The sequence below is a fragment of the Sanguibacter inulinus genome, from assembly GCF_013415325.1.
Lineage (GTDB): Bacteria > Actinomycetota > Actinomycetes > Actinomycetales > Cellulomonadaceae > Sanguibacter > Sanguibacter inulinus.
The window spans coordinates 69,538-92,748 of record NZ_JACBYE010000002.1 but is presented as its reverse complement, the minus strand read 5'-3'; the positions used below and the strand labels follow the sequence as shown (position 1 = coordinate 92,748).

At 66.1% G+C, this 23,211-nt stretch carries 23 protein-coding genes; all 23 read left to right on the top strand.

Annotated features, from left to right (window positions below):
• Positions 1-60 precede the first annotated feature (60 nt).
• On the top strand, positions 61-897 hold the full coding sequence (gene nusG, locus HZZ10_RS01420) for a transcription termination/antitermination protein NusG (protein ID WP_179912128.1): 837 nt from the start codon (positions 61-63) through the stop codon (positions 895-897).
• 72 nt (positions 898-969) lie between these two features.
• Positions 970-1,401, top strand: a complete 432-nt coding sequence (rplK, locus tag HZZ10_RS01415) for a 50S ribosomal protein L11 (RefSeq protein ID WP_056128648.1) — start codon at positions 970-972, stop codon at positions 1,399-1,401.
• Between the two features lie 104 nt (positions 1,402-1,505).
• Positions 1,506-2,222 (top strand): 50S ribosomal protein L1, encoded by a 717-nt coding sequence (rplA, locus tag HZZ10_RS01410; RefSeq protein WP_056128651.1) that lies wholly within the window; start codon positions 1,506-1,508, stop codon positions 2,220-2,222.
• Between the two features lie 467 nt (positions 2,223-2,689).
• Complete coding sequence (gene rplJ / locus HZZ10_RS01405) at positions 2,690-3,220, top strand: 50S ribosomal protein L10 (RefSeq protein WP_012867955.1); 531 nt, start codon at positions 2,690-2,692, stop codon at positions 3,218-3,220.
• 81 nt (positions 3,221-3,301) lie between these two features.
• Entirely contained in the window at positions 3,302-3,685 is a 384-nt protein-coding gene (gene rplL, locus HZZ10_RS01400; RefSeq protein ID WP_056128654.1) for a 50S ribosomal protein L7/L12, read from the top strand.
• Between the two features lie 554 nt (positions 3,686-4,239).
• The gene (rpoB, locus tag HZZ10_RS01395; RefSeq protein WP_056130614.1) at positions 4,240-7,752 is read left to right on the top strand and encodes a DNA-directed RNA polymerase subunit beta; all 3,513 of its coding nucleotides are present in this window, start codon (positions 4,240-4,242) and stop codon (positions 7,750-7,752) included.
• A 137-nt stretch (positions 7,753-7,889) separates the two neighbouring features.
• Positions 7,890-11,771 carry a DNA-directed RNA polymerase subunit beta' gene (locus HZZ10_RS01390; RefSeq protein ID WP_179912127.1) on the top strand — a complete coding sequence of 1,294 codons (3,882 nt, stop codon included), beginning with the start codon at positions 7,890-7,892 and terminating at the stop codon, positions 11,769-11,771.
• A gap of 616 nt (positions 11,772-12,387) precedes the next feature.
• Positions 12,388-12,762 (top strand): 30S ribosomal protein S12, encoded by a 375-nt coding sequence (gene rpsL / locus HZZ10_RS01385; RefSeq protein ID WP_012867951.1) that lies wholly within the window; start codon positions 12,388-12,390, stop codon positions 12,760-12,762.
• 1 nt (position 12,763) lies between these two features.
• Positions 12,764-13,234 (top strand): 30S ribosomal protein S7, encoded by a 471-nt coding sequence (rpsG, locus tag HZZ10_RS01380; protein ID WP_012867950.1) that lies wholly within the window; start codon positions 12,764-12,766, stop codon positions 13,232-13,234.
• A 114-nt stretch (positions 13,235-13,348) separates the two neighbouring features.
• The gene (gene fusA / locus HZZ10_RS01375; protein ID WP_056128660.1) at positions 13,349-15,451 is read left to right on the top strand and encodes an elongation factor G; all 2,103 of its coding nucleotides are present in this window, start codon (positions 13,349-13,351) and stop codon (positions 15,449-15,451) included.
• A 131-nt stretch (positions 15,452-15,582) separates the two neighbouring features.
• Positions 15,583-16,773 carry an elongation factor Tu gene (gene tuf, locus HZZ10_RS01370; RefSeq protein WP_056128674.1) on the top strand — a complete coding sequence of 397 codons (1,191 nt, stop codon included), beginning with the start codon at positions 15,583-15,585 and terminating at the stop codon, positions 16,771-16,773.
• A 504-nt stretch (positions 16,774-17,277) separates the two neighbouring features.
• A complete protein-coding gene (gene rpsJ / locus HZZ10_RS01365) occupies positions 17,278-17,586 on the top strand; it encodes a 30S ribosomal protein S10 (protein ID WP_012867945.1) in 309 nt (102 codons plus the stop codon).
• Positions 17,587-17,606: 20 nt separating this feature from the next.
• Entirely contained in the window at positions 17,607-18,266 is a 660-nt protein-coding gene (rplC, locus tag HZZ10_RS01360; protein ID WP_056128676.1) for a 50S ribosomal protein L3, read from the top strand.
• 4 nt (positions 18,267-18,270) lie between these two features.
• Complete coding sequence (gene rplD / locus HZZ10_RS01355; RefSeq protein WP_056130617.1) at positions 18,271-18,975, top strand: 50S ribosomal protein L4; 705 nt, start codon at positions 18,271-18,273, stop codon at positions 18,973-18,975.
• On the top strand, positions 18,972-19,277 hold the full coding sequence (gene rplW / locus HZZ10_RS01350; RefSeq protein ID WP_056128680.1) for a 50S ribosomal protein L23: 306 nt from the start codon (positions 18,972-18,974) through the stop codon (positions 19,275-19,277). The genes rplD and rplW overlap by 4 nt, the downstream gene beginning before the upstream one ends.
• 32 nt (positions 19,278-19,309) lie before the next feature.
• A complete protein-coding gene (gene rplB / locus HZZ10_RS01345) occupies positions 19,310-20,149 on the top strand; it encodes a 50S ribosomal protein L2 (protein ID WP_056128683.1) in 840 nt (279 codons plus the stop codon).
• A gap of 15 nt (positions 20,150-20,164) precedes the next feature.
• Positions 20,165-20,446 carry a 30S ribosomal protein S19 gene (rpsS, locus tag HZZ10_RS01340; protein ID WP_012867940.1) on the top strand — a complete coding sequence of 94 codons (282 nt, stop codon included), beginning with the start codon at positions 20,165-20,167 and terminating at the stop codon, positions 20,444-20,446.
• 61 nt (positions 20,447-20,507) lie between these two features.
• Entirely contained in the window at positions 20,508-20,879 is a 372-nt protein-coding gene (gene rplV / locus HZZ10_RS01335; RefSeq protein ID WP_012867939.1) for a 50S ribosomal protein L22, read from the top strand.
• Positions 20,879-21,709: a 30S ribosomal protein S3 gene (gene rpsC, locus HZZ10_RS01330; protein ID WP_012867938.1), complete on the top strand. Its 831-nt coding sequence runs from the start codon at positions 20,879-20,881 to the stop codon at positions 21,707-21,709. The genes rplV and rpsC overlap by 1 nt, the downstream gene beginning before the upstream one ends.
• A gap of 2 nt (positions 21,710-21,711) precedes the next feature.
• Positions 21,712-22,131 (top strand): 50S ribosomal protein L16, encoded by a 420-nt coding sequence (rplP, locus tag HZZ10_RS01325; RefSeq protein WP_012867937.1) that lies wholly within the window; start codon positions 21,712-21,714, stop codon positions 22,129-22,131.
• Entirely contained in the window at positions 22,131-22,370 is a 240-nt protein-coding gene (rpmC, locus tag HZZ10_RS01320) for a 50S ribosomal protein L29 (RefSeq protein WP_056128695.1), read from the top strand. The genes rplP and rpmC overlap by 1 nt, the downstream gene beginning before the upstream one ends.
• A gap of 7 nt (positions 22,371-22,377) precedes the next feature.
• Positions 22,378-22,680, top strand: a complete 303-nt coding sequence (gene rpsQ, locus HZZ10_RS01315; protein WP_056128698.1) for a 30S ribosomal protein S17 — start codon at positions 22,378-22,380, stop codon at positions 22,678-22,680.
• Between the two features lie 161 nt (positions 22,681-22,841).
• The gene (gene rplN, locus HZZ10_RS01310) at positions 22,842-23,210 is read left to right on the top strand and encodes a 50S ribosomal protein L14 (protein ID WP_012867934.1); all 369 of its coding nucleotides are present in this window, start codon (positions 22,842-22,844) and stop codon (positions 23,208-23,210) included.
• Position 23,211: the final 1 nt, after the last annotated feature.

Here is a 23,211-nt window from a genome sequence, read left to right as displayed (position 1 = left end):
ACGTCCATCAGGTAGTAGTCCGGGCCCATCTCGGATCGTCAGTAGAAAGCAGGTTGACACGTGTCTCAGGAGTCGTTCGAACCGACGGAGGAGATCGTCGACGCCGTCGCGGGCGACGCTGAGAGCGCCGACGCGGACGTCGCGGTCACCGAGCTCGACGACCAGCCGACCGAGGAGTCCGTCGACGACGACGCGACCTCGACCGAGGAGCCGACCGAGGCGGCCGGCGACGAGATCGCCGAGGAGTCCCCGGTCGACGAGTCCGCGTCCGACGCCGAGGCGGCTGTCGACGACGAGGACGAAGACCCCGTCGAGGCCTTCAAGCGCGAGCTGCGCGGCAAGCCCGGCGACTGGTACGTCATCCACTCCTACGCCGGCTACGAGAACCGCGTGAAGGCGAACCTCGAGAACCGCATCCAGAGCCTCAACATGGAGGACTACATCTTCCAGATCGAGGTGCCGATGGAAGAGGTCACCGAGATCAAGAACGCGCAGAAGAAGATCGTCCGCCGCGTCCGGATCCCCGGTTACGTCCTCGTCCGCATGGACCTCACCGACGAGTCGTGGGGCGCCGTGCGCCACACGCCCGGTGTCACCGGCTTCGTCGGTCACACCCACCAGCCTGTCCCGCTGACCCAGAACGAGGTCTTCGGGATGCTCGCGCCCCTCATCGCCCCCAAGGCAGAGGCCGGCGCCAAGGGCAGCGGTTCCGCCCCGGCGATCGAGGTCGACTTCACCGTCGGCGAGTCGGTCACCGTCACGGACGGACCTTTCGACACGCTGCCTGCCACGATCTCCGAGATCAACGCCGAGGGCCAGAAGCTCAAGGTGCTGGTCTCGATCTTCGGCCGGGAGACCCCGGTCGAGCTGTCGTTCAGCCAGGTCGCCAAGATCTGAGCCGTCCGGCGAGGGACGTGTGCCACCCAGGCTCCCGTCAACAACTGAGTCAGAAGACACGAAGGACCCGATATGCCTCCCAAGAAGAAGGTATCTGGGCTGATCAAGCTCCAGATCCAGGCCGGTGCTGCCACACCGGCACCCCCGATCGGCCCCGCGCTCGGACAGCACGGCGTCAACATCATGGAGTTCTGCAAGGCCTACAACGCGGCCACCGAGTCGCAGCGCGGCAACGTGGTGCCCGTGGAGATCACGGTCTACGAAGACCGTTCCTTCACCTTCATCACGAAGACGCCGCCGGCAGCAGAGCTGATCAAGAAGGCCGCTGGCGTGGACAAGGGCTCGCCCACCCCGCACACGGTCAAGGTCGCGACCCTCACGTCCGCACAGGTCCGTGACATCGCCACCACCAAGCTCGAAGACCTCAACGCCAACGACATCGACGCAGCGTCGAAGATCATCGCCGGCACCGCCCGCTCCATGGGCATCAAGGTCGAAGGCTGAGAAGCCTTCTCCCTCATCTTTCATCGACCGCCGGCTCAGCCGGCGGCCAGTGGCAGGGTCCGCGCGGACCCGTAGACCACGACTGCAGCTAGGAGAACCAGCAGATGGCAACGCGCAGCAAGGCATATCGCACTGCGGCCGAGAAGATCGACCGCGACAACCTCTACACCCCCCTCGAGGCCGTCCGCCTCGCGAAGGAAACCTCGGTGACCAAGTGGGACGCGACCGTCGAGGTCGCCTTCCGTCTCGGCGTCGACCCTCGCAAGGCCGACCAGATGGTCCGTGGCACCGTCATCCTCCCGCACGGCACCGGCAAGACCGCTCGTGTCCTGGTCTTCGCCACGGGTGAGCGCGCCGAGCAGGCTCGCGCAGCCGGCGCCGACGTCGTCGGTGGCGACGAGCTCATCGACCAGGTCGCAGCCGGTTTCACCGACTTCGACTCCGCTGTCGCCACCCCTGACCTCATGGGCAAGGTCGGCCGCCTCGGAAAGGTCCTCGGACCCCGTGGCCTCATGCCGAACCCCAAGACGGGCACCGTGACCATGGACGTCGCGAAGGCTGTCTCGGAGATCAAGGGCGGAAAGATCGAGTTCCGCGTCGACAAGCACTCGAACCTCCACTTCATCATCGGCAAGGTGTCGTTCTCCGAGGAAGCCCTCGTGGAGAACTACGCAGCCGCGATCGAAGAGGTCCTCCGTCTGAAGCCGTCCGCTTCCAAGGGCCGCTACATCTCGAAGGCGACGCTCACGACGACGATGGGCCCCGGCATCCCCGTGGACCAGTCGAAGACGACGAAGCTGCTCGAGAACGACGAGGCCTGAGCCTCTCAGCTCCACGACGAGGCCGGATCCCCGCTGGGGGGTCCGGCCTCGTCCGCGTCTGGACACTCTCTGAGGCGGCCAGGCGGCCAGGCGGCCAGGCGGCCAGGCGGCCAGACGGCGTGGCGGGCTAGGTGGCCAGGCCGCCTGTCGGGCTAGGTGGGCTAGGGAGATTGGCAGGCCAGGCCGGTGCGGGCCGCCAGGGCGTGGCCTGGCTCACGATGGTCCTGAGCACCCCTCGGGGCGTGTAGTATTCATCTGTACCCAAGACCGCAGGTCGTCGGTCGTGCCCGCTCGCGGACATGCCGATCGAAGTCCCGTCGCAGACGGAGGCCAGCGCAGGTGAGTGTGATCGAGTCGGACCTGGTCCGGAACTTGTGAGCCCCGCGCCTGCGCGGGGCTCTTTTTGTGTCCGGGGCGGGAGCCGGATTCCCGGCGAGACGTGCGGCACCACCATCGGAAGGATTGCCATGGCGAGGCCGGACAAGGCAGCCGCAGTCGCAGAGCTCACGGACCTGTTCCGCGAGTCCAACGCTGCAGTGCTGACCGAGTACCGCGGGCTCACCGTCGCGCAGCTCAAGCAGCTGCGTCGGTCGCTCAGCGGCAACGCAACCTACGCCGTGGTGAAGAACACGCTGACCGCCATCGCGGCCAAGGAAGCCGGTGTCGAGGGACTCGACGCCGACCTCGCTGGTCCGTCGGCAATCGCCTTCGTCTCCGGTGACCCGGTCGAGGCTGCCAAGGGTCTGCGTGACTTCGCCAAGGCGAACCCCCAGCTGGTCATCAAGGCAGGAGTCCTCGACGGACGCCCGCTGACCGCTGAGGACATCAACAAGCTCGCGGACCTCGAGTCCCGCGAGGTGCTCCTGGCCAAGGCCGCGGGCGCATTCAAGGCTTCGCTCTTCCAGGCGGCCTACCTGTTCACGGCCCCCGCATCACAGGCTGTGCGCACCATCGACGCCCTGCGCGAGAAGCAGGCTTCGCAGGAAAGCGCTGCCTGAGTCTTCCCCTCCGGGACGACGCAGGCCACGCACACACATCACCCTCTGCTTCACGCAGGACAACTAGGAAGGACGCCGACCATGGCGAAGCTCACCACCGAAGAGCTCATCGGAGCTTTCAAGGAACTCACCCTCATCGAGCTCTCTGAGTTCGTGAAGGCATTCGAGGAGACCTTCGAGGTCACCGCAGCTGCTCCGGCCGCTGTCGCCGTTGCTGGCCCGGCTGCTGCTGCCGCCGAGGCCGAGGAGGAGAAGGACGAGTTCGACGTCATCCTCGAGGCTGCTGGCGACAAGAAGATCCAGGTCATCAAGGAGGTGCGTGCCCTCACGAGCCTCGGTCTCAAGGAGGCCAAGGACCTCGTCGACGGTGCTCCGAAGCCGGTCCTCGAGGCCGCCAACAAGGAGACCGCCGAGAAGGCAAAGGCTGCCCTCGAGGGCGCCGGCGCGACGGTCACCCTCAAGTGATCTGAGCCTCCGGGCTCGGGCCGCCTAGACGCCTGGCGTCTTTGCGGACCACATCGTGCGAGAAGGCCCGCACCCCTTCGAGGGGTGCGGGCCTTCTCGTCTGCTCGACGTCGGGACCGGCTCCGCCGGTCCGCACCTCTCGCAGGGGGACGCCGGGCTCCGGGCTGCCGCGCGAGAGCGACGGTCCGGGCGACTGCGGGGTCGACTCTTGTCGTCCACGCTCGCGCGCAGCCGGGACCGGTCCGCCGGTCATCCAACCGGCCATCCTGCGCGCGCCTCGACCGGGTTGCATGTACTTGGCCCGGTCGGCTATGCTATCGCTTTGCGCTGGCGTGTGCCTGCGAAGCCACTCACGGAACCGACTGGAACGGTCCGCGACCCTCGGAGAGAGCTCCGAGCCCGTCTCGGCATCTGACCTGAGGATCCGTGAGCCCCCGGGGCTGCCGTGAAACCACGGCTGTGACAGGGACCCAGGTGTCGATGACACCACAAGGGTGGACGACCAGGCTCACAAGCGCAACAGCGTGCACTCGATCCGCAGGGAAGGACCCCTCTTGGCTGCCTCGCGCACCCCTTCTGCTCCGTCCGCCGACGCAATCGCGAACCGCACCGCATCTCGGCGCGTCTCCTTCGCCAAGATTTTTGAGCCGCTCGAGGTCCCTGACCTCCTCGGCCTCCAGACCGACAGCTTCGACTGGCTCCTGGGCAACGAGAAGTGGCGCGCGCGTGTTGCGGCAGCCATGAAGCTCGGGACCCAGGACGTGCCGGAGACCTCAGGCCTGGAAGAGATCTTCGAAGAGATCTCACCGATCGAGGACTTCGGCTCCTCGATGTCTCTCTCGTTCTCCAACCACCGCTTCGAGCCCCCGAAGCACACGGCCGAGGAGTGCAAGGAGAAGGACTTCACCTACGCGGCGCCGCTGTTCGTCACGGCGGAGTTCTTCAACTACAACACCGGCGAGATCAAGAGCCAGACGGTCTTCATGGGTGACTTCCCCCTGATGACCGAGCGCGGCACCTTCATCATCAACGGCACCGAGCGCGTCGTCGTCTCGCAGCTCGTCCGTTCGCCCGGCGTGTACTTCGAGCGTGCCGCCGACAAGACCAGCGACAAGGACATCTTCTCCGCGAAGATCATCCCGCAGCGTGGTGCGTGGCTCGAGTTCGAGATCGACAAGCGCGACGCCGTGGGCGTCCGCGTCGACCGCAAGCGCAAGCAGTCCGTCACGGTCCTGCTCAAGGCCCTCGGCATGACCGAGTCGGAGATCCGCGAGGAGTTCGCGGCCTTCCCCTCGATCCTCGACACCCTCGAGAAGGACAACGTCACGACCGAGGAAGAGGCGCTCGTCGACCTCTACCGCAAGATCCGTCCGGGCGAGCCGCCCACGGTCGAGGCCGGTCGCTCGCTCCTCGAGAACTTCTACTTCAACTCCAAGCGCTACGACCTCGCGAAGGTCGGCCGCTACAAGGTGAACAAGAAGCTCGGCATCGACGCGCCCCTGGCCGACTCGGTCCTGACCGTCACCGACATCGTCAAGACGATCAAGTACCTCGCAGCCCTGCACGCCGACGTCACCGCTCTCGACGGCGTCAAGAACGGCGAGGCCGTCGAGGTCCGCGTCGAGACCGACGACATCGACCACTTCGGCAACCGTCGTATCCGCGCCGTCGGCGAGCTCATCCAGAACCAGGTCCGCACCGGCCTGTCCCGGATGGAGCGTGTCGTGCGCGAGCGCATGACGACGCAGGACGTCGAGGCGATCGCCCCGCAGACCCTGATCAACATCCGCCCCGTCGTGGCGTCGATCAAGGAGTTCTTCGGGACCTCCCAGCTCTCGCAGTTCATGGACCAGAACAACCCCCTCGCCGGTCTGACGCACAAGCGTCGTCTGTCCGCGCTGGGCCCGGGTGGTCTGTCCCGCGACCGCGCCGGCATGGAGGTCCGTGACGTCCACCCGTCGCACTACGGCCGCATGTGCCCGATCGAGACCCCTGAAGGCCCGAACATCGGCCTCATCGGCTCGCTCGCGTCCTTCGGTCGCATCAACCCCTTCGGCTTCATCGAGACGCCGTACCGCAAGGTCGAGAACGGCAAGGTCTCCGACGACGTCGTGTACCTCACGGCTGACGACGAGGACCGCTACGTCATCGCCCAGGCGAACACGGAGCTCAACGAGGACGGCTCGTTCCGTCAGGAGCGCGTCCTGGTCCGCCTCAAGGGTGGAGAGACCGACGACGTCCTCGGCTCGAACGTGGACTACATGGACGTCTCGCCGCGCCAGATGGTGTCGGTCGCGACGGCCCTCATCCCGTTCCTCGAGCACGACGACGCCAACCGCGCCCTCATGGGCGCCAACATGCAGCGCCAGGCTGTCCCGCTGGTCCGCTCGGAGGCTCCCTTCGTCGGTACCGGCATGGAGCGTCGTGCCGCGATCGACGCCGGTGACGTCATCGTCGCCACGAAGCCCGGTGTGGTCACCGAGGTCTCCGCAGACCTCATCGTCGTCGCCAACGACGACGCGACCACCACGAGCTACCGCGCCGCGAAGTTCCGCCGCTCCAACCAGGGCACCTCCTACAACCAGCGCGTGCTGGTCGACGAGGGTGCCCGGGTCGAGGTCGGCTCGGTGCTCGCCGACGGCCCCGCGACGGACGAGGGCGAGCTCGCGCTCGGCCGCAACCTGCTCGTGGCGTTCATGTCGTGGGAGGGTCACAACTACGAGGACGCGATCATCCTCAGCCAGCGTCTGGTCCAGGACGACGTCCTCTCCTCGATCCACATCGAGGAGCACGAGGTCGACGCCCGCGACACGAAGCTCGGCCCTGAGGAGATCACCCGGGACATCCCGAACGTCTCCGAGGACGTCCTCGCCGACCTCGACGAGCGCGGCATCATCCGCATCGGCGCCGAGGTCAGCTCGGGCGACGTGCTCGTCGGCAAGGTCACGCCCAAGGGCGAGACCGAGCTCACCCCGGAGGAGCGCCTGCTCCGCGCGATCTTCGGCGAGAAGGCCCGCGAGGTCCGCGACACGTCCCTCAAGGTGCCCCACGGCGAGTCCGGCACGGTCATCGAGGTCCGCACGTTCAACCGTGAGGACGGCGACGAGCTGCCCGCCGGCGTCAACGAGCTGGTCCGCGTGTACATCGCCCAGCGACGCAAGATCACCGCGGGTGACAAGCTCGCCGGCCGTCACGGGAACAAGGGCGTCATCTCGACGATCCTCCCGGTCGAGGACATGCCGTTCCTCGAGGACGGCACGCCCGTCGACATCGTCCTCAACCCGATGGGTGTCCCGGGACGAATGAACGTCGGTCAGGTGCTCGAGGTCCACCTCGGGTGGATCGCCGCGCAGGGCTGGGACATCGACCTCGCGACAGAGGGTGACCTCTCCTGGAAGGAGAACGTCCCCGCGGTCGCAGCGACCTCCGAGCCGCGCAACCCTGTGGCGACACCGGTCTTCGACGGTCTCCAGGAGAACGCCCTCTCGGGTCTGCTCCAGAGCACCCTCCCGAACCGCGACGGCGCACGCATGGTGCAGCCCGACGGCAAGGCACGCCTCTTCGACGGCCGCTCCGGCGAGCCGTTCCCCGAGGCCGTGGCTGTCGGCTACATGTACATCTTGAAGCTCCACCACCTGGTGGACGACAAGATCCACGCGCGCTCGACGGGTCCGTACTCGATGATCACCCAGCAGCCGCTCGGTGGTAAGGCCCAGTTCGGTGGCCAGCGCTTCGGTGAGATGGAGGTCTGGGCCCTCGAGGCGTACGGAGCTGCGTACACCCTGCAGGAGCTCCTGACCATCAAGTCGGACGACGTCCCGGGCCGTGTCAAGGTCTACGAGGCGATCGTCAAGGGCGAGAACATCCCCGACTCGGGCATCCCGGAGTCCTTCAAGGTCCTCCTCAAGGAGATGCAGTCGCTGTGCCTGAACGTCGAGGTGCTCTCGAGCGACGGCACCTCGATCGAGATGCGCGAGTCCGACGACGACGTGTACCGCGCCGCTGAAGAGCTCGGTATCGACCTGTCGCGTCGCCCCAACGCAGCAGCGAGCATCGACGAGATCTGATCTCGGTGACGGGCGGGGGTGCGTAGTCCCTGCTGGGACCTCCACCCCCGCCCCATCCGACACCCTGTAGCACCTCCACCGCGCCGGTGACGGGACACATCCCGACCAGGCCGGCAGACGAAGGAAGTAGGACCACCTTGCTCGACGTCAATGTCTTCGACGAGCTGCGTATCGGACTGGCCACGGCAGACGACATCCGCACCTGGTCGCATGGCGAGGTCAAGAAGCCTGAGACCATCAACTACCGCACCCTCAAGCCCGAGAAGGACGGACTCTTCTGCGAGAAGATCTTCGGCCCGACCCGGGACTGGGAGTGCTACTGCGGCAAGTACAAGCGCGTGCGCTTCAAGGGCATCATCTGTGAGCGCTGCGGCGTCGAGGTGACGCGCTCGAAGGTGCGTCGTGAGCGCATGGGCCACATCGAGCTCGCCGCTCCCGTCACCCACATCTGGTTCTTCAAGGGTGTGCCGTCCCGCCTCGGCTACCTGCTCGACCTCGCGCCGAAGGACCTCGAGAAGGTCATCTACTTCGCCGCGTACATGGTGACGTCGGTCGACGTCGACGGCCGCCAGGAAGACCTCCCGAACCTCCAGAACGAGATCGACCTGGAGAAGAAGGAGATCACCGACCGTCGCGACAACGACATCGAGACGCGCGCACGCCGTCTCGAGGCCGACCTCGCCGAGCTCGAGGCCGAGGGCGCCCGCGCCGACGCACGCCGCAAGGTGCGCGACTCGGCCGAGCGCGAGATGGCTCAGCTGCGCAAGCGTGCTGACGCCGAGCTCGAGCGCCTCGAGCAGGTCTGGGACAAGTTCAAGAACCTCAAGGTCGCCGACCTCGAGGGCGACGAGATGCTCTACCGCGCCCTCCAGGACCGTTACGGCAACTACTTCGAGGGTTCGATGGGTGCCGCCGCGATCCAGAAGCGGCTCCAGGACTTCGACCTCGACGCCGAGGCGACCTCGCTGCGCGAGATCATCCGCTCCGGCAAGGGCCAGAAGAAGACCCGCGCCCTCAAGCGCCTCAAGGTCGTCAACGCGTTCCTCACCACGACCAACTCGCCCACGGGCATGGTCCTGGACGCCGTCCCGGTCATCCCGCCGGACCTGCGTCCGATGGTGCAGCTCGACGGTGGACGTTTCGCGACGTCCGACCTCAACGACCTGTACCGCCGCGTCATCAACCGCAACAACCGCCTGAAGCGCCTCCTCGACCTCGGTGCACCCGAGATCATCGTCAACAACGAGAAGCGCATGCTCCAGGAGGCTGTCGACTCGCTGTTCGACAACGGTCGTCGTGGACGTCCGGTCACCGGACCGGGCAACCGCCCGCTCAAGTCGATCTCCGACATGCTCAAGGGCAAGCAGGGTCGATTCCGCCAGAACCTCCTCGGCAAGCGCGTGGACTACTCGGGCCGTTCGGTCATCGTGGTCGGTCCTCAGCTCAAGCTGCACCAGTGCGGCCTGCCGAAGCAGATGGCGCTCGAGCTCTTCAAGCCCTTCGTCATGAAGCGTCTCGTCGACCTCAACCACGCTCAGAACATCAAGAGCGCCAAGCGCATGGTCGAGCGCGCGAAGTCCGCGGTGTGGGACGTCCTCGAAGAGGTCATCACCGAGCACCCCGTGCTGCTCAACCGTGCACCCACCCTGCACCGCCTGGGTATCCAGGCCTTCGAGCCTCAGCTCGTCGAGGGCAAGGCCATCCACCTGCACCCGCTCGTCTGCGCGGCGTTCAACGCCGACTTCGACGGTGACCAGATGGCTGTCCACCTGCCGCTGTCCGCCGAGGCCCAGGCCGAGGCGCGCATCCTCATGCTCTCGAGCAACAACATCCTCAAGCCGTCTGACGGTCGCCCGGTCACCATGCCCTCGCAGGACATGATCATCGGTCTGTACCACCTGACGAGCGACAAGGTCGACCCGATCGGCGAGGGCCGCGCGTTCAGCTCCGTGTCCGAGGCCGTCATGGCCTTCGACCAGGGCAGCCTGGACCTCAACGCCGTCGTCACGATCCGCATGGAGGGTCTCGTCCCGCCGGTCTCCGGCTTCGAGGCTCCCGAGGGCTGGGTCGAGGGCGAGCCGCTCCTCTTCACCACCACCCTGGGTCGCGCGCTCTTCAACGAGCTGCTCCCTGTCACCTACCCGTACGTGAACTCGGTCGTGGACAAGAAGCGCCTGTCGCAGATCGTCAACGAGCTGGCCGAGACCTACCCCAAGGTCGAGGTCGCCGAGTCGCTCGACGCTCTCAAGGCCGCCGGCTTCCGCTGGGCGACCCGCTCAGGCATCACCATCTCGATCTCCGACGTCGCGACGCCGAAGGCCGAGAAGGCCGCCATCCTCGAGGCGCACGAGGCTCGTGCCCTCAAGGTGCAGCAGCAGTTCGACAAGGGTCTGATCACCGACGACGAGCGCCGCCAGGAGCTCATCGAGATCTGGACCCAGGCCACCGACAAGGTCGCGAAGGCGATGCAGGAGAACTTCCCTGCGCGCAACACGGTCTACAGGATGGTCGGCTCGGGTGCTCGTGGTAACTGGATGCAGGTCCGTCAGATCGCCGGTATGCGTGGTCTCGTGGCGAACCCGAAGGGTGAGATCATCCCTCGCCCGATCAAGTCCAACTACCGTGAGGGCCTCTCGGTCCTCGAGTACTTCATCGCCACGCACGGTGCTCGTAAGGGTCTGGCCGACACGGCTCTGCGCACAGCAGACTCGGGCTACCTGACCCGTCGTCTCGTCGACGTCTCGCAGGACGTCATCGTCCGCGAGGACGACTGCGGGACCGAGCGCGGTCTCACGCTCCCCGTGGGCGAAGACCTCGGTGACGGTCGCCTCGTGCGCCACGCCAAGGTCGAGCAGAGCATCTACTCGCGCACCCTGGCCGCCTCGGTCGAGGTCGACGGCAAGGTGCTCGGCAAGTCGGGCGACGACGTCGGAGACGTGCTCATCGACGCTCTGCTCGCTGAGGGCGTCACGACCCTCAAGGTGCGCTCCGTGCTCACCTGCGAGTCGCACGTCGGTACCTGCGCCCGCTGCTACGGCCGTTCGCTCGCGACCGGCAAGCTCGTGGACATCGGCGAGGCCGTCGGCATCATCGCGGCCCAGTCGATCGGTGAGCCCGGTACGCAGCTGACCATGCGTACCTTCCACACCGGTGGTGTGGCGTCGGCCGACGACATCACGCAGGGTCTGCCACGTGTCACCGAGCTCTTCGAGGCCCGCACCCCCAAGGGTGAGGCCCCGATCGCGGAGTACTCCGGTAAGATCACGATCGACGACTCCGAGCGGACCCGTCGGATCGTCCTCACCCCCGAGGACGGCTCCGAGGAGATCGCATACCCGGTCACCAAGCGCTCGCGCCTGCTGGTCGAGGACGGCCAGGACGTCGTCGTCGGCACCCAGCTCGTCCAGGGTGCTGTCGACCCGAAGAAGGTCCTGCGCATCCTCGGACCGCGTGCCACCCAGAAGCACCTGGTGGACGAGGTCCAGGAGGTCTACGGCTCGCAGGGTGTCGACATCCACGACAAGCACATCGAGGTCATCGTCCGGCAGATGCTGCGTCGCGTGACCGTGCTCGACTCGGGTGACTCGATCCTGCTGCCCGGCGAGCTCGCCGAGCGTGGCCGCTTCGAGAACGCCAACCGCCAGGCTGTCGCCGAGGGTGGTCAGCCGGCCTCGGGTCGTCCTGAGCTCATGGGCATCACGAAGGCGTCGCTCGCGACCGACTCGTGGCTGTCTGCGGCGTCCTTCCAGGAGACCACCCGCGTGCTCACGGAGGCCGCCATGAGCGGTCGCCGCGACCCGCTGCTGGGCCTCAAGGAGAACGTCATCCTCGGAAAGCTCATCCCCGCCGGTACGGGTCTGCCCCGCTACCACGAGGTCACGGTCGAGCCGACCGAAGAGGCGAAGGCCGAGCTGTACCCGAGCTTCGGGTACGACGAGATCGACTTCCCCGCGCTCGGCATGGGCTCGGGCGAGGCCATCCCGCTCGAGGACATCGACTTCGGTCCGGACTTCCGCTGACCGAGATCTGATCTCGACCGTCTGACACAGCAGGGCGGCTCCTCCGGGAGCCGCCCTGCTGTGCTGTCGGGGGCGTCTGCTCGTCCGTCGGACGGGGAGAGGGGCGCACTCAGCAGGGCTCTGCGTACGGCTCCCGGAGAGTCCCCGGTGGGGGAGAGGCGCGCGCAAGGGCGCCCTCTCCAGCGCGTCGCGAGCTCCTGGACCAGGGCTCTGGGAGAGCGACCGCGAGTCGCTCCACGGCGGCTCGTGGGACCCTGGCCAGCGACGTTGACCTCCGAGGATCCGCCGGGTATTGTTGAGCACCGTGCCCGTGCTCTCGGGCCATCGTGCGTCCCAGACGTCCTCCGCTGATCGCCGAGCAGCTCGCTGCTCTGGCTCGACGGGTGGAGGCCAGGGGTCGCCGGTCGACACGACCGGACCACGACGGCCAGACGACGCGGCGGGCTTTTCCGGATCGACGCCTGGCGTCGCTCTGGACCATCGAGCCGGTGGTACGTGGCGTAGTGCAGCTGAAGCTGCGGTGCCCTCGTGCACCCAGCGCGGACACAGACCAGCAACGCATGCCACAGCCAGCACCGAGATCATCTCGGTGGGCTCGAGTAGACACGGAGACGCAGTGCCCACGATTCAGCAGCTCGTCCGCAAGGGGCGGACATCTAAGGTCTCGAAGTCCAAGACCCCCGCCCTCAAGGGCTCGCCCCAGCGACGCGGTGTGTGCACCCGCGTCTACACCACGACCCCGAAGAAGCCGAACTCCGCGCTCCGCAAGGTTGCCCGCGTGAAGCTCTCCTCCGGCGTCGAGGTCACCGCCTACATCCCCGGTGTCGGCCACAACCTCCAGGAGCACTCGATCGTGCTCGTCCGCGGCGGTCGTGTGAAGGACCTCCCCGGTGTTCGCTACAAGGTCATCCGCGGCGCACTCGACACCCAGGGTGTCAAGAACCGCAAGCAGGCTCGCAGCCGTTATGGCGCGAAGAAGGAGAAGAGCTGAGATGCCTCGTAAGGGTCCGGCCCCGAAGCGGCCACTCGTCATCGACCCGGTCTACGGATCGCCGGTCGTCACGCAGCTGATCAACAAGGTTCTCCTCGACGGCAAGAAGTCGACCGCTGAGGCGATCGTCTACGGTGCCCTCGAAGGTGTGCGCGAGAAGACCGCGGGTGACCCCGTCGTCGTGCTCAAGCGTGCGCTCGAGAACGTCCGCCCCGCCCTCGAGGTGCGCTCGCGCCGTGTCGGTGGAGCGACCTACCAGGTCCCCGTCGAGGTCCGCCCCGCGCGTGCCACGACGCTCGCCCTGCGCTGGCTCACCGACTACTCCCGCGCCCGTCGCGAGAAGACGATGACCGAGCGCCTCATGAACGAGATCCTCGACGCGAGCAACGGCCTCGGTGCCGCTGTCAAGCGCCGTGAGGACATCCACAAGATGGCCGAGTCCAACAAGGCCTTCGCGCACTACCGCTGGTAATGGCGCACCGGTGCCCCGAGGTACTTCCTCGGGGCACCGGGCCATCCGCTGCCCTCCCTCGCGGGGCCGGCAGTCTCTTGTCTCGCTCCGTCCCCCATCAGTAAGAGGTAAACCGTGGCACAGGACGTGCTCACCGACCTGAACAAGGTCCGCAACATCGGCATCATGGCCCACATCGATGCTGGCAAGACGACGACCACCGAGCGGATCCTGTTCTACACCGGGGTCAACTACAAGATCGGTGAGACCCACGACGGCGCATCGACGACTGACTGGATGGAGCAGGAGAAGGAGCGCGGCATCACCATCACGTCCGCGGCCGTGACCTGCTTCTGGAACAAGAACCAGATCAACATCATCGACACGCCCGGACACGTCGACTTCACGGTCGAGGTCGAGCGCTCGCTCCGCGTCCTCGACGGCGCTGTCGCCGTCTTCGACGGCAAGGAGGGCGTCGAGCCCCAGTCCGAGACCGTCTGGCGCCAGGCCGACAAGTACAACGTCCCCCGCATCTGCTTCGTCAACAAGATGGACAAGCTCGGCGCGGACTTCTACTTCACCGTCGACACCATCATCAACCGCCTCAAGGCGAAGCCGCTGGTCATCCAGCTGCCCATCGGGTCCGAGAGCGAGTTCACCGGCGTGGTGGACCTGCTCGAGATGAAGGCCCTCATGTGGCGCGGTGAGACGAAGATGGGCGAGGCGTACACGACCGAGGAGATCCCGGCCGACCTCGTCGAGAAGGCGCAGCAGTACCGTGCCCAGCTCATCGAGGACGTCGCCGAGTCGAGCGAAGAGCTCCTCGAGAAGTACCTCGGCGGCGAAGAGGTCACGATCCCCGAGATCAAGACCGCGATCCGCGCGCTCACCGTCGCCGGCGAGGCCTTCCCGGTCCTCTGCGGCTCGGCGTTCAAGAACAAGGGCGTCCAGCCCATGCTCGACGCCGTCATCGACTACCTCCCGTCGCCCCTCGACGTGCCGGCCATCGACGCCCACGACGTGCGTGACTTCGAGAAGGTCATCGAGCGCCACCCGGACGCCACGGAGCCCTTCGCGGCTCTCGCCTTCAAGGTCGCGGCTCACCCGTTCTTCGGCAAGCTGACGTACATCCGCGTGTACTCCGGCAAGGTCGAGCCCGGCGCACAGCTCCTCAACTCCTCCAAGGGGAAGAAGGAGCGCCTGGGCAAGATCTTCCAGATGTACTCCAACAAGGAGAACCCTGTCGCCTCGGCGAGCGCGGGTCACATCTACGCGGTCATCGGCCTCAAGGACACCACGACGGGTGACACGCTCACCGACGTGTCGAGCCCTGTCGTGCTCGAGTCCATGACCTTCCCCGAGCCCGTCATCGACGTGGCCATCGAGCCGAAGACGAAGGCCGACCAGGAGAAGCTCTCGGTCGCCATCCAGAAGCTCGCCGAAGAGGACCCGACGTTCCGCGTCAAGCTGGACGACGAGACCGGCCAGACCGTCATCGGCGGCATGGGCGAGCTCCACCTCGACATCCTCGTCGACCGCATGCGTCGCGAGTTCAACGTCGAGGCCAACGTCGGCAAGCCGCAGGTGGCCTACCGCGAGACGATCCGCCGCACGGCGGAGAAGATCGACTACACGCACAAGAAGCAGACCGGTGGATCGGGTCAGTTCGCCAAGGTGCAGGTCACCTTCGAGCCCCTCGAGACCGCCGAGGGCGAGCTGTACCAGTTCGTCAACGCTGTCACGGGTGGTCGTATCCCTCGCGAGTACATCCCCAGCATCGACGCCGGTATCCAGGCGGCGATGAGCCAGGGTGTCCTCGCAGGCTTCCCGCTCGTGGGTGTCAAGGCCACCGTCATCGACGGCGCGTACCACGACGTCGACTCCTCGGAGATGGCGTTCAAGATTGCCGGCTCGATGGTCCTCAAGGAGGGCGTCAAGCGGGCTGACCCGGTTATCCTTGAGCCGGTCATGGCAGTTGAGGTCCGTACTCCTGAGGAGTACATGGGTGACGTCATCGGCGACATCAACTCGCGTCGCGGGATGATCCAGTCGATGGAGGACGCGACAGGCGTCAAGGTCATCCGGGCCCAGGTGCCGTTGTCAGAGATGTTCGGGTACATCGGTGACCTTCGGTCGAAGACCCAGGGTCGTGCCGTGTACTCGATGCAGTTCGACAGCTACTCCGAGGTTCCTCGGAACGTTGCCGAAGAGATCATCAAGAAGACCCGGGGCGAGTGAGTCCCCACAGGTCGAACCGTAGTATCACCACCATCAACCTGTAGCGACCCGCACGCCCCGCAGATACACCGCTGAAACGAGCTAGTATCTGCATCGTTCGGCACGACTACCCAAGTCCCAGGAGGACCCCAGTGGCGAAGGCCAAGTTCGAGCGGACCAAACCGCACGTCAACATCGGAACCATCGGTCACGTTGACCACGGCAAGACGACGCTGACGGCGGCGATCTCCAAGGTGCTGCACGACAAGTTCCCGGACGTGAACCCTGAGTTCAAGTTCGACGAGATCGACAAGGCACCGGAAGAGAAGCAGCGCGGTATCACGATCAACATCGCGCACATCGAGTACGAGACGGGCAAGCGCCACTACGCGCACGTCGACGCTCCCGGTCACGCTGACTACATCAAGAACATGATCACCGGTGCCGCTCAGATGGACGGCGCGATCCTCGTGGTCGCGGCGACCGACGGCCCGATGGCTCAGACCCGTGAGCACGTTCTGCTCGCCCGCCAGGTTGGTGTCCCCTACCTGCTGGTCGCGCTGAACAAGGCCGACATGGTCGAGGACGAAGAGATCCTCGAGCTCGTCGAGATGGAGGTGCGTGAGCTCCTCTCCGCTCAGGGCTTCGACGGCGACAACGCCCCGGTCATGCGCGTCTCGGGCCTCAAGGCTCTCGAGGGCGACGCTGAGTGGGTCAAGTCCGTCGAGGACCTGATGGAAGCTGTCGACGAGAACGTCCCGGACCCCGTCCGCGACCTCGACAAGCCTTTCCTCATGCCGATCGAGGACGTCTTCACGATCACCGGTCGTGGAACCGTCGTCACCGGCAAGGTCGACCGTGGAGCGCTCGCGCTCAACTCTGAGGTCGAGATCGTCGGAATCCGCCCCGCGCAGAAGACGACCGTCACCGGCATCGAGACGTTCCACAAGTCCATGGACGAGGCACAGGCTGGCGACAACACCGGTCTCCTCCTCCGCGGCATCAAGCGCGAGGACGTCGAGCGTGGCCAGGTCGTGGTCAAGCCCGGCTCCATCACGCCGCACACCGAGTTCGAGGCTCGCGTCTACATCCTTGCCAAGGACGAGGGCGGGCGTCACAACCCGTTCTACTCGAACTACCGTCCGCAGTTCTACTTCCGCACCACGGACGTCACCGGCGTCATCACGCTGCCCGAGGGCACCGAGATGGTCATGCCTGGCGACAACACCGAGATGACGGTCGAGCTCATCCAGCCGATCGCCATGGAAGAGGGCCTCGGCTTCGCTATCCGTGAGGGTGGCCGCACCGTTGGATCGGGCCAGGTCACCAAGATCCTCAAGTGATCTAGTGCCTAGCTGACCAGCTAGCTCGTCCGGAGACCCGGCAGCCCTCGTGGCTGCCGGGTCTTCGTGCGTCTGGGGGCGGGGGAGGTGCCTGGTGGTACCTCCTGAGCCTGCCGGCAGAGGGGCGGTGCAGGTCACAACCCGGCGCGGGTTGGCTTTTCCACCTCGCCGTGGCAGACTAGTCAAGTTGCCTGTTACGGGCGCGCTCATTCTCAAGTCGAACAGTGTGTTGAACCGCGGGTCCTCCCAGAGGAGGGCCGTTGCCGTGTGTTGAGCTCTCTGTTCTTCGACAGATCGAGGCGCCACGGGACCCCGGTTCCACACAGGTGAGAAGACGTTGTGATCAGCTGGGCATCGTCGGGCACTCAGTGCTCACGAGCACCAGCGGTTCACATTTCCAACGGCCCCGTACCACGCAGTGGTGCAGCGCAAGAGGTTGTCGCCCAGAGCGACACGCCCGAGCGCGGGGGTCGGACAGTTCGAGAGAAAGAGTCAGACGACGCCATGGCGGGACAGAAGATCCGCATCCGGCTCAAGTCCTACGACCACGAGGTCATCGACAGCTCGGCGCGCAAGATCGTCGACACGGTGACACGCGCTGGTGCGACGGTCGTGGGCCCGGTGCCGTTGCCGACGGAGAAGAACGTGTTCTGCGTTATCCGTTCGCCTCACAAGTACAAGGACAGCCGCGAGCACTTTGAGATGCGCACGCACAAGCGGCTCATCGACATCATCGATCCCACGCCGAAGGCGGTCGACTCGCTCATGCGTCTCGACCTGCCCGCGGACGTGAACATCGAGATCAAGCTCTGAGGCTGGGGGAGGACATCACTATGGCTACCCAGCAGAACGAACGGCCCGTCACGGCCGTGCTCGGAACCAAGCTCGGGATGACCCAGGTCTGGGACGAGGCAGGACGCCTCGTTCCCGTGACCGTGGTCCAGGTCGGCACCAACGTGGTGACCCAGGTCCGTACAGCTGAGGTCGACGGCTACGCAGCCGTCCAGCTCGCCTACGGCCAGATCGACCCGCGCAAGGTCTCGCAGCCGCTGAAGGGTCACTTCGAGAAGGCCGGGGTCACCCCGCGCCGTCACGTGACCGAGATCCGTACGTCCGACGCCGGCGAGTTCACGCTCGGCCAGGAGCTCACCGCCGAGGCCTTCGCCTCCGGCAGTGTCGTGGACGTCATCGGGACCACCAAGGGTAAGGGCTTCGCAGGAGTCATGAAGCGCCACGGATTCCACGGAGTCGGCGCGTCCCACGGTGCCCACAAGAACCACCGCAAGCCCGGCTCGATCGGTGGGGCCTCGACCCCGTCGCGCGTGTTCAAGGGTGTGCGCATGGCTGGTCGGATGGGTGTTGACCGTCAGACCACGCAGAACCTGACCGTTCACGCGGTCGACGCCGAGAAGGGCCTGCTCCTCGTCAAGGGTGCAGTTCCCGGACCTAAGGGCGGCGTCGTCCTCGTGCGTAGTGCCGCGAAGGGTGCGTGAAGACATGTCTGAAACGCTCACCGTCGACGTCATCGACGCCACAGGCAAGAAGGCCGGCACGACCGACCTCCCCGCCGAGGTGTTCGACGTCCAGACGAACATCCCGCTGATCCACCAGGTCGTCGTCGCGCAGCTCGCTGCAGCCCGTCAGGGTACGCACGACACCAAGAGCCGCGGCGAGGTCCGCGGTGGTGGACGCAAGCCGTACAAGCAGAAGGGGACCGGCCGCGCCCGTCAGGGCTCGACCCGTGCTCCTCAGTTCGCCGGTGGTGGAGTCGTCCACGGCCCCACGCCGCGCGACTACTCGCAGCGCACCCCCAAGAAGATGAAGGCTGCTGCTCTCCGCGGCGCCCTGTCCGACCGGGCTCGCGCAGGCCGCATCCACGTCGTCACCGGTTTCGGTGTCGACGGCGTGCCGTCGACCAAGCAGGCTCTCACCTCGCTCTCCAACCTCGCTCCTCGCCGCAACGTCCTCGTTGTGCTCGAGCGCGGTGACGAGCTCACGGTGAAGTCGCTCCGCAACGCTGAGCAGGTGCACCTCCTGGTCGCTGACCAGCTCAACACCTACGACGTGCTCGTCTCTGACGACGTGGTCTTCACGCAGGGCGCGCTCGACGCGTTCCTCGCCGGGCCCACGACAGGTTCTTCGGTCAAGGCCGTCGCGACCGAGTCCGAGTCGGCACAGCTCGCGAAGGAGGACGCCAAGTGAGCACCACCGTCCAGAAGGACCCCCGCGACATCCTGATCGCGCCGGTCCTCTCGGAGAAGAGCTACGGCCTGCTCGACGAGGGGAAGTACACCTTCCTCGTCGACCCGCGGTCGAACAAGACGGAGATCAAGATCGCCATCGAGAAGATCTTCGATGTCAAGGTCGCCTCCGTCAACACGATCAACCGCAAGGGCAAGACCCGGCGGACCCGTTTCGGTATCGGCAAGCGCAAGGACACCAAGCGTGCAATCGTCTCCCTCCGTGAGGGTTCGATTGACATGTTCGGTGGCCCGGTCGGCTGAGCCGGCCGAGAGCAGATTGAGGACAGATCCCCATGGGAATCCGTAAGTACAAGCCGACGACGCCCGGACGCCGCGGCGCCAGCGTCGCCGACTTCGTCGAGATCACGCGCTCGGAGCCGGAGAAGTCGCTGATCCGCCCGCTCCACAAGACCGGTGGCCGTAACAGCTCCGGCCGTATCACCACCCGTCACAAGGGTGGTGGCCACAAGCGTGCGTACCGCGTCATCGACTTCCGTCGCCACGACAAGGACGGCGTGCCCGCCAAGGTCGCTCACATCGAGTACGACCCGAACCGGACCGCCCGCATCGCGCTGCTGCACTACGCGGACGGCGAGAAGCGCTACATCATCGCTCCGAACAAGCTGCGTCAGGGTGACGCGATCGAGAACGGCGCCGGTGCTGACATCAAGCCCGGCAACAACCTGCCTCTTCGCAACATCCCGACCGGTACGGTCATCCACGCCATCGAGCTCAAGCCCGGCGGCGGCGCGAAGATCGCACGTTCGGCTGGTGTGTCGGTGCAGCTCGTGGCCAAGGACGGCAACTTCGCGCAGCTGCGCATGCCGTCCGGCGAGATCCGCAACGTCGACCTGCGCTGCCGCGCCACCATCGGTGAGGTCGGCAACGCCGAGCAGTCGAACATCAACTGGGGCAAGGCCGGCCGCATGCGCTGGAAGGGCAAGCGCCCGACAGTCCGTGGTGTCGCCATGAACCCGATCGACCACCCGCACGGTGGTGGTGAAGGGAAGACCTCCGGTGGTCGTCACCCTGTCAGCCCCTGGGGCCAGGCAGAGGGTCGCACCCGTCGTCCCAACAAGGCGAGCGACAAGCTCATCGTCCGTCGCCGTCGTACCGGCAACAAGAAGCGTTGATAAGGAGCCTGACAGATGCCTCGTAGCCTCAAGAAGGGCCCCTTCGTTGACGGCCACCTTCAGAAGAAGGTGGACGTCCAGAACGAGAAGGGGACCAAGAACGTCATCAAGACCTGGTCCCGTCGGTCGGTCATCACGCCCGACTTCCTCGGTCACACGTTTGCCGTGCACGACGGACGCAAGCACACCCCGGTGTTCGTCACCGAGTCGATGGTGGGTCACAAGCTCGGCGAGTTCGCTCCGACGCGCACCTTCCGTGGCCACGTGAAGGACGACAAGAAGGGCCGTCGCCGCTGACCCCCGGGTCAGCAGCGACAGGGACCTCTTGGTCATGACCAGACAAGAAGGCAGGACAGCAATGGAAGCCAAGGCGCAGGTGCGGTTCATCCGCGTCACGCCCCAGAAGGCCCGGCGCGTCGTGGATCTCATCCGTGGCAAGCAGGCCACTGAGGCCGTCGCGGTGCTGAAGTTTGCACCGCAGGCCGCCAGCGAGCCGATTCGCAAGGTCGTGGAGAGCGCGATCGCGAATGCACGGGTCAAGGCAGACCGCGCGAGCGTGGCCTTCGACGAGCAGCAGCTCGTCGTCACGGCTGCGTTCGTCGACGAGGGGCCGACCCTCAAGCGGTTCCGCCCCCGTGCGCAGGGGCGAGCCAGCCAGATCCTCAAGCGGACCAGCCACATCACCGTGGTTGTCGCCCCGCGCGAAGACACGAAGGGAAGGGCCCGATAGTGGGACAGAAGGTTCACCCGCACGGGTACCGTCTCGGCATCACGACCGACCACCGCTCGCGGTGGTTCGCCGACAGCACCAAGCCCGGTCAGCGCTACCGCGACTACGTCCGTGAGGACGTCCAGATCCGCAAGCTCATGAGCACCGGTCTCGAGCGCGCTGGAATCTCGAAGGTTGAGATCGAGCGCACCCGCGACCGCGTCCGCGTCGACATCCACACGGCCCGTCCGGGCATCGTGATCGGTCGTCGTGGCGCCGAGGCAGACCGCATCCGCGGCGAGCTCGAGAAGCTCACGGGCAAGCAGGTCCAGCTCAACATCCTCGAGGTCAAGAACGCTGAGATCGATGCTCAGCTCGTGGCCCAGGGGATCGCCGAGCAGCTCGCGAGCCGCGTGTCGTTCCGCCGTGCGATGCGCAAGGGCATGCAGTCCGCCCAGCGCGCCGGCGCCAAGGGCATCCGTGTCCAGTGCGCAGGTCGTCTCGGTGGCGCAGAGATGAGCCGCAGCGAGTTCTACCGCGAAGGCCGTGTGCCGCTGCACACCCTCCGCGCGAACATCGACTACGGCTTCTTCGAGGCCCGCACCACCTTCGGCCGTATCGGCGTCAAGGTGTGGATCTACAAGGGCGACATGACGGAGAAGGAGTTCGCGGCTTCGCAGGCGAACCAGGCGCCTCGTGCGCCCCGTGGTGGCCCGCGCGGCGAGCGTCCCGCTCGTGGCGGCCGTCGTAACGAGCGTCCGGCCGCTGCCGAGGCGCCCGCCCAGGCCGACCAGGCTGCTGCTGCTCCGGCAGAGGCTGCCCCGGCCGCTCCGACCGGAACGGAGGCCTGAGCATGCTGATCCCGCGCAGGCTGAAGCACCGCAAGCAGCACCACCCGGGGCGCTCCGGCGCCGCGACCGGTGGTACCACGATCGCCTTCGGCGAGTACGGAATCCAGGCTCTCGAGCCGGCCTACGTCACGAACCGTCAGATCGAGGCTGCTCGTATCGCCATGACCCGCCACATCAAGCGTGGTGGCAAGGTCTGGATCAACATCTACCCTGACCGTCCGCTGACCAAGAAGCCTGCGGAGACCCGAATGGGTTCAGGTAAGGGTTCCCCCGAGTGGTGGATCGCGAACGTCAAGCCCGGCCGGATCGTCTTCGAGCTCGCCGGTGTCCCGGAAGAGCTGGCCCGGGAGGCTATGCGTCGCGCTATCCACAAGCTCCCGATGAAGTGCCGTTTCGTGGTGCGCGAGGGTGGTGGCAACTGATGGCTTTCGGAACCAAGGATCTGGCTCCTAGCGAGCTGGACGGCTTCGACGACGAGAAGCTTGTCGCCGAGCTGGAGAAGTCCAAGAAGGAGCTCTTCAACCTCCGCTTCCAGTCGGCCACCGGCCAGCTGGAGAGCCACGGTCGGCTCAAGGCTGTTCGTCGCGACATCGCGCGGATCTACACGATCCTGCGTGAGCGCGAGCTCGGCATCCGTACCGCACCGAGCGTGAGTGAGTGAGGCTGACATGAGCGAGAAGACAACTGCTGAGGCAGCTGCAGAGCAGGACGTCGCCGCCAGCCGGCCGAACCGCAAGACGCGGCGCGGCTACGTGGTGAGCGACAAGATGGACAAGACCGTCGTCATCGAGGTCGAAGACCGGGTCAAGCACCCGCTCTACGGTAAGGTGATCCGACGCACCTCGAAGGTCAAGGCGCACGACGAGCAGAACGCTGCTGGTACGGGTGACCTCGTCCTCATCATGGAGACCCGCCCGCTGTCCGCTACCAAGCGGTGGCGACTGGTGGAGATCCTCGAGAAGGCCAAGTAACACCAGCACTTGGAAGTAGAGATCTGACGCCTGAGGGGCGGACCTGTGGTCACCACGGGTCCGCCCCACAGGGGTGAGACGAGCTACTACAGTGCTTGTCAGCTATCCGTTCGGCAAGGCTCGTTACGACGAGAACCAGCTCGACGACAGGAGTTCACCACATGATTCAGCAGGAGTCGCGACTTCGAGTCGCCGACAACACGGGTGCCAAGGAGATTCTCTGCATCCGCGTTCTCGGTGGGTCGGGCCGTCGCTACGCCGGTATCGGCGACACCATCGTCGCAACCGTCAAGGACGCGATCCCCGGCGGGAACGTCAAGAAGGGCGACGTGGTCAAGGCCGTCATCGTCCGGACCGCCAAGGAGCGCCGTCGTCCCGACGGTTCCTACATCAAGTTCGACGAGAACGCCGCTGTCATCCTCAAGGCTGACGGCGAGCCCCGTGGAACCCGCATCTTCGGCCCTGTCGGCCGCGAGCTGCGCGACAAGAAGTTCATGAAGATCATCTCGCTGGCGATGGAGGTGCTCTGAA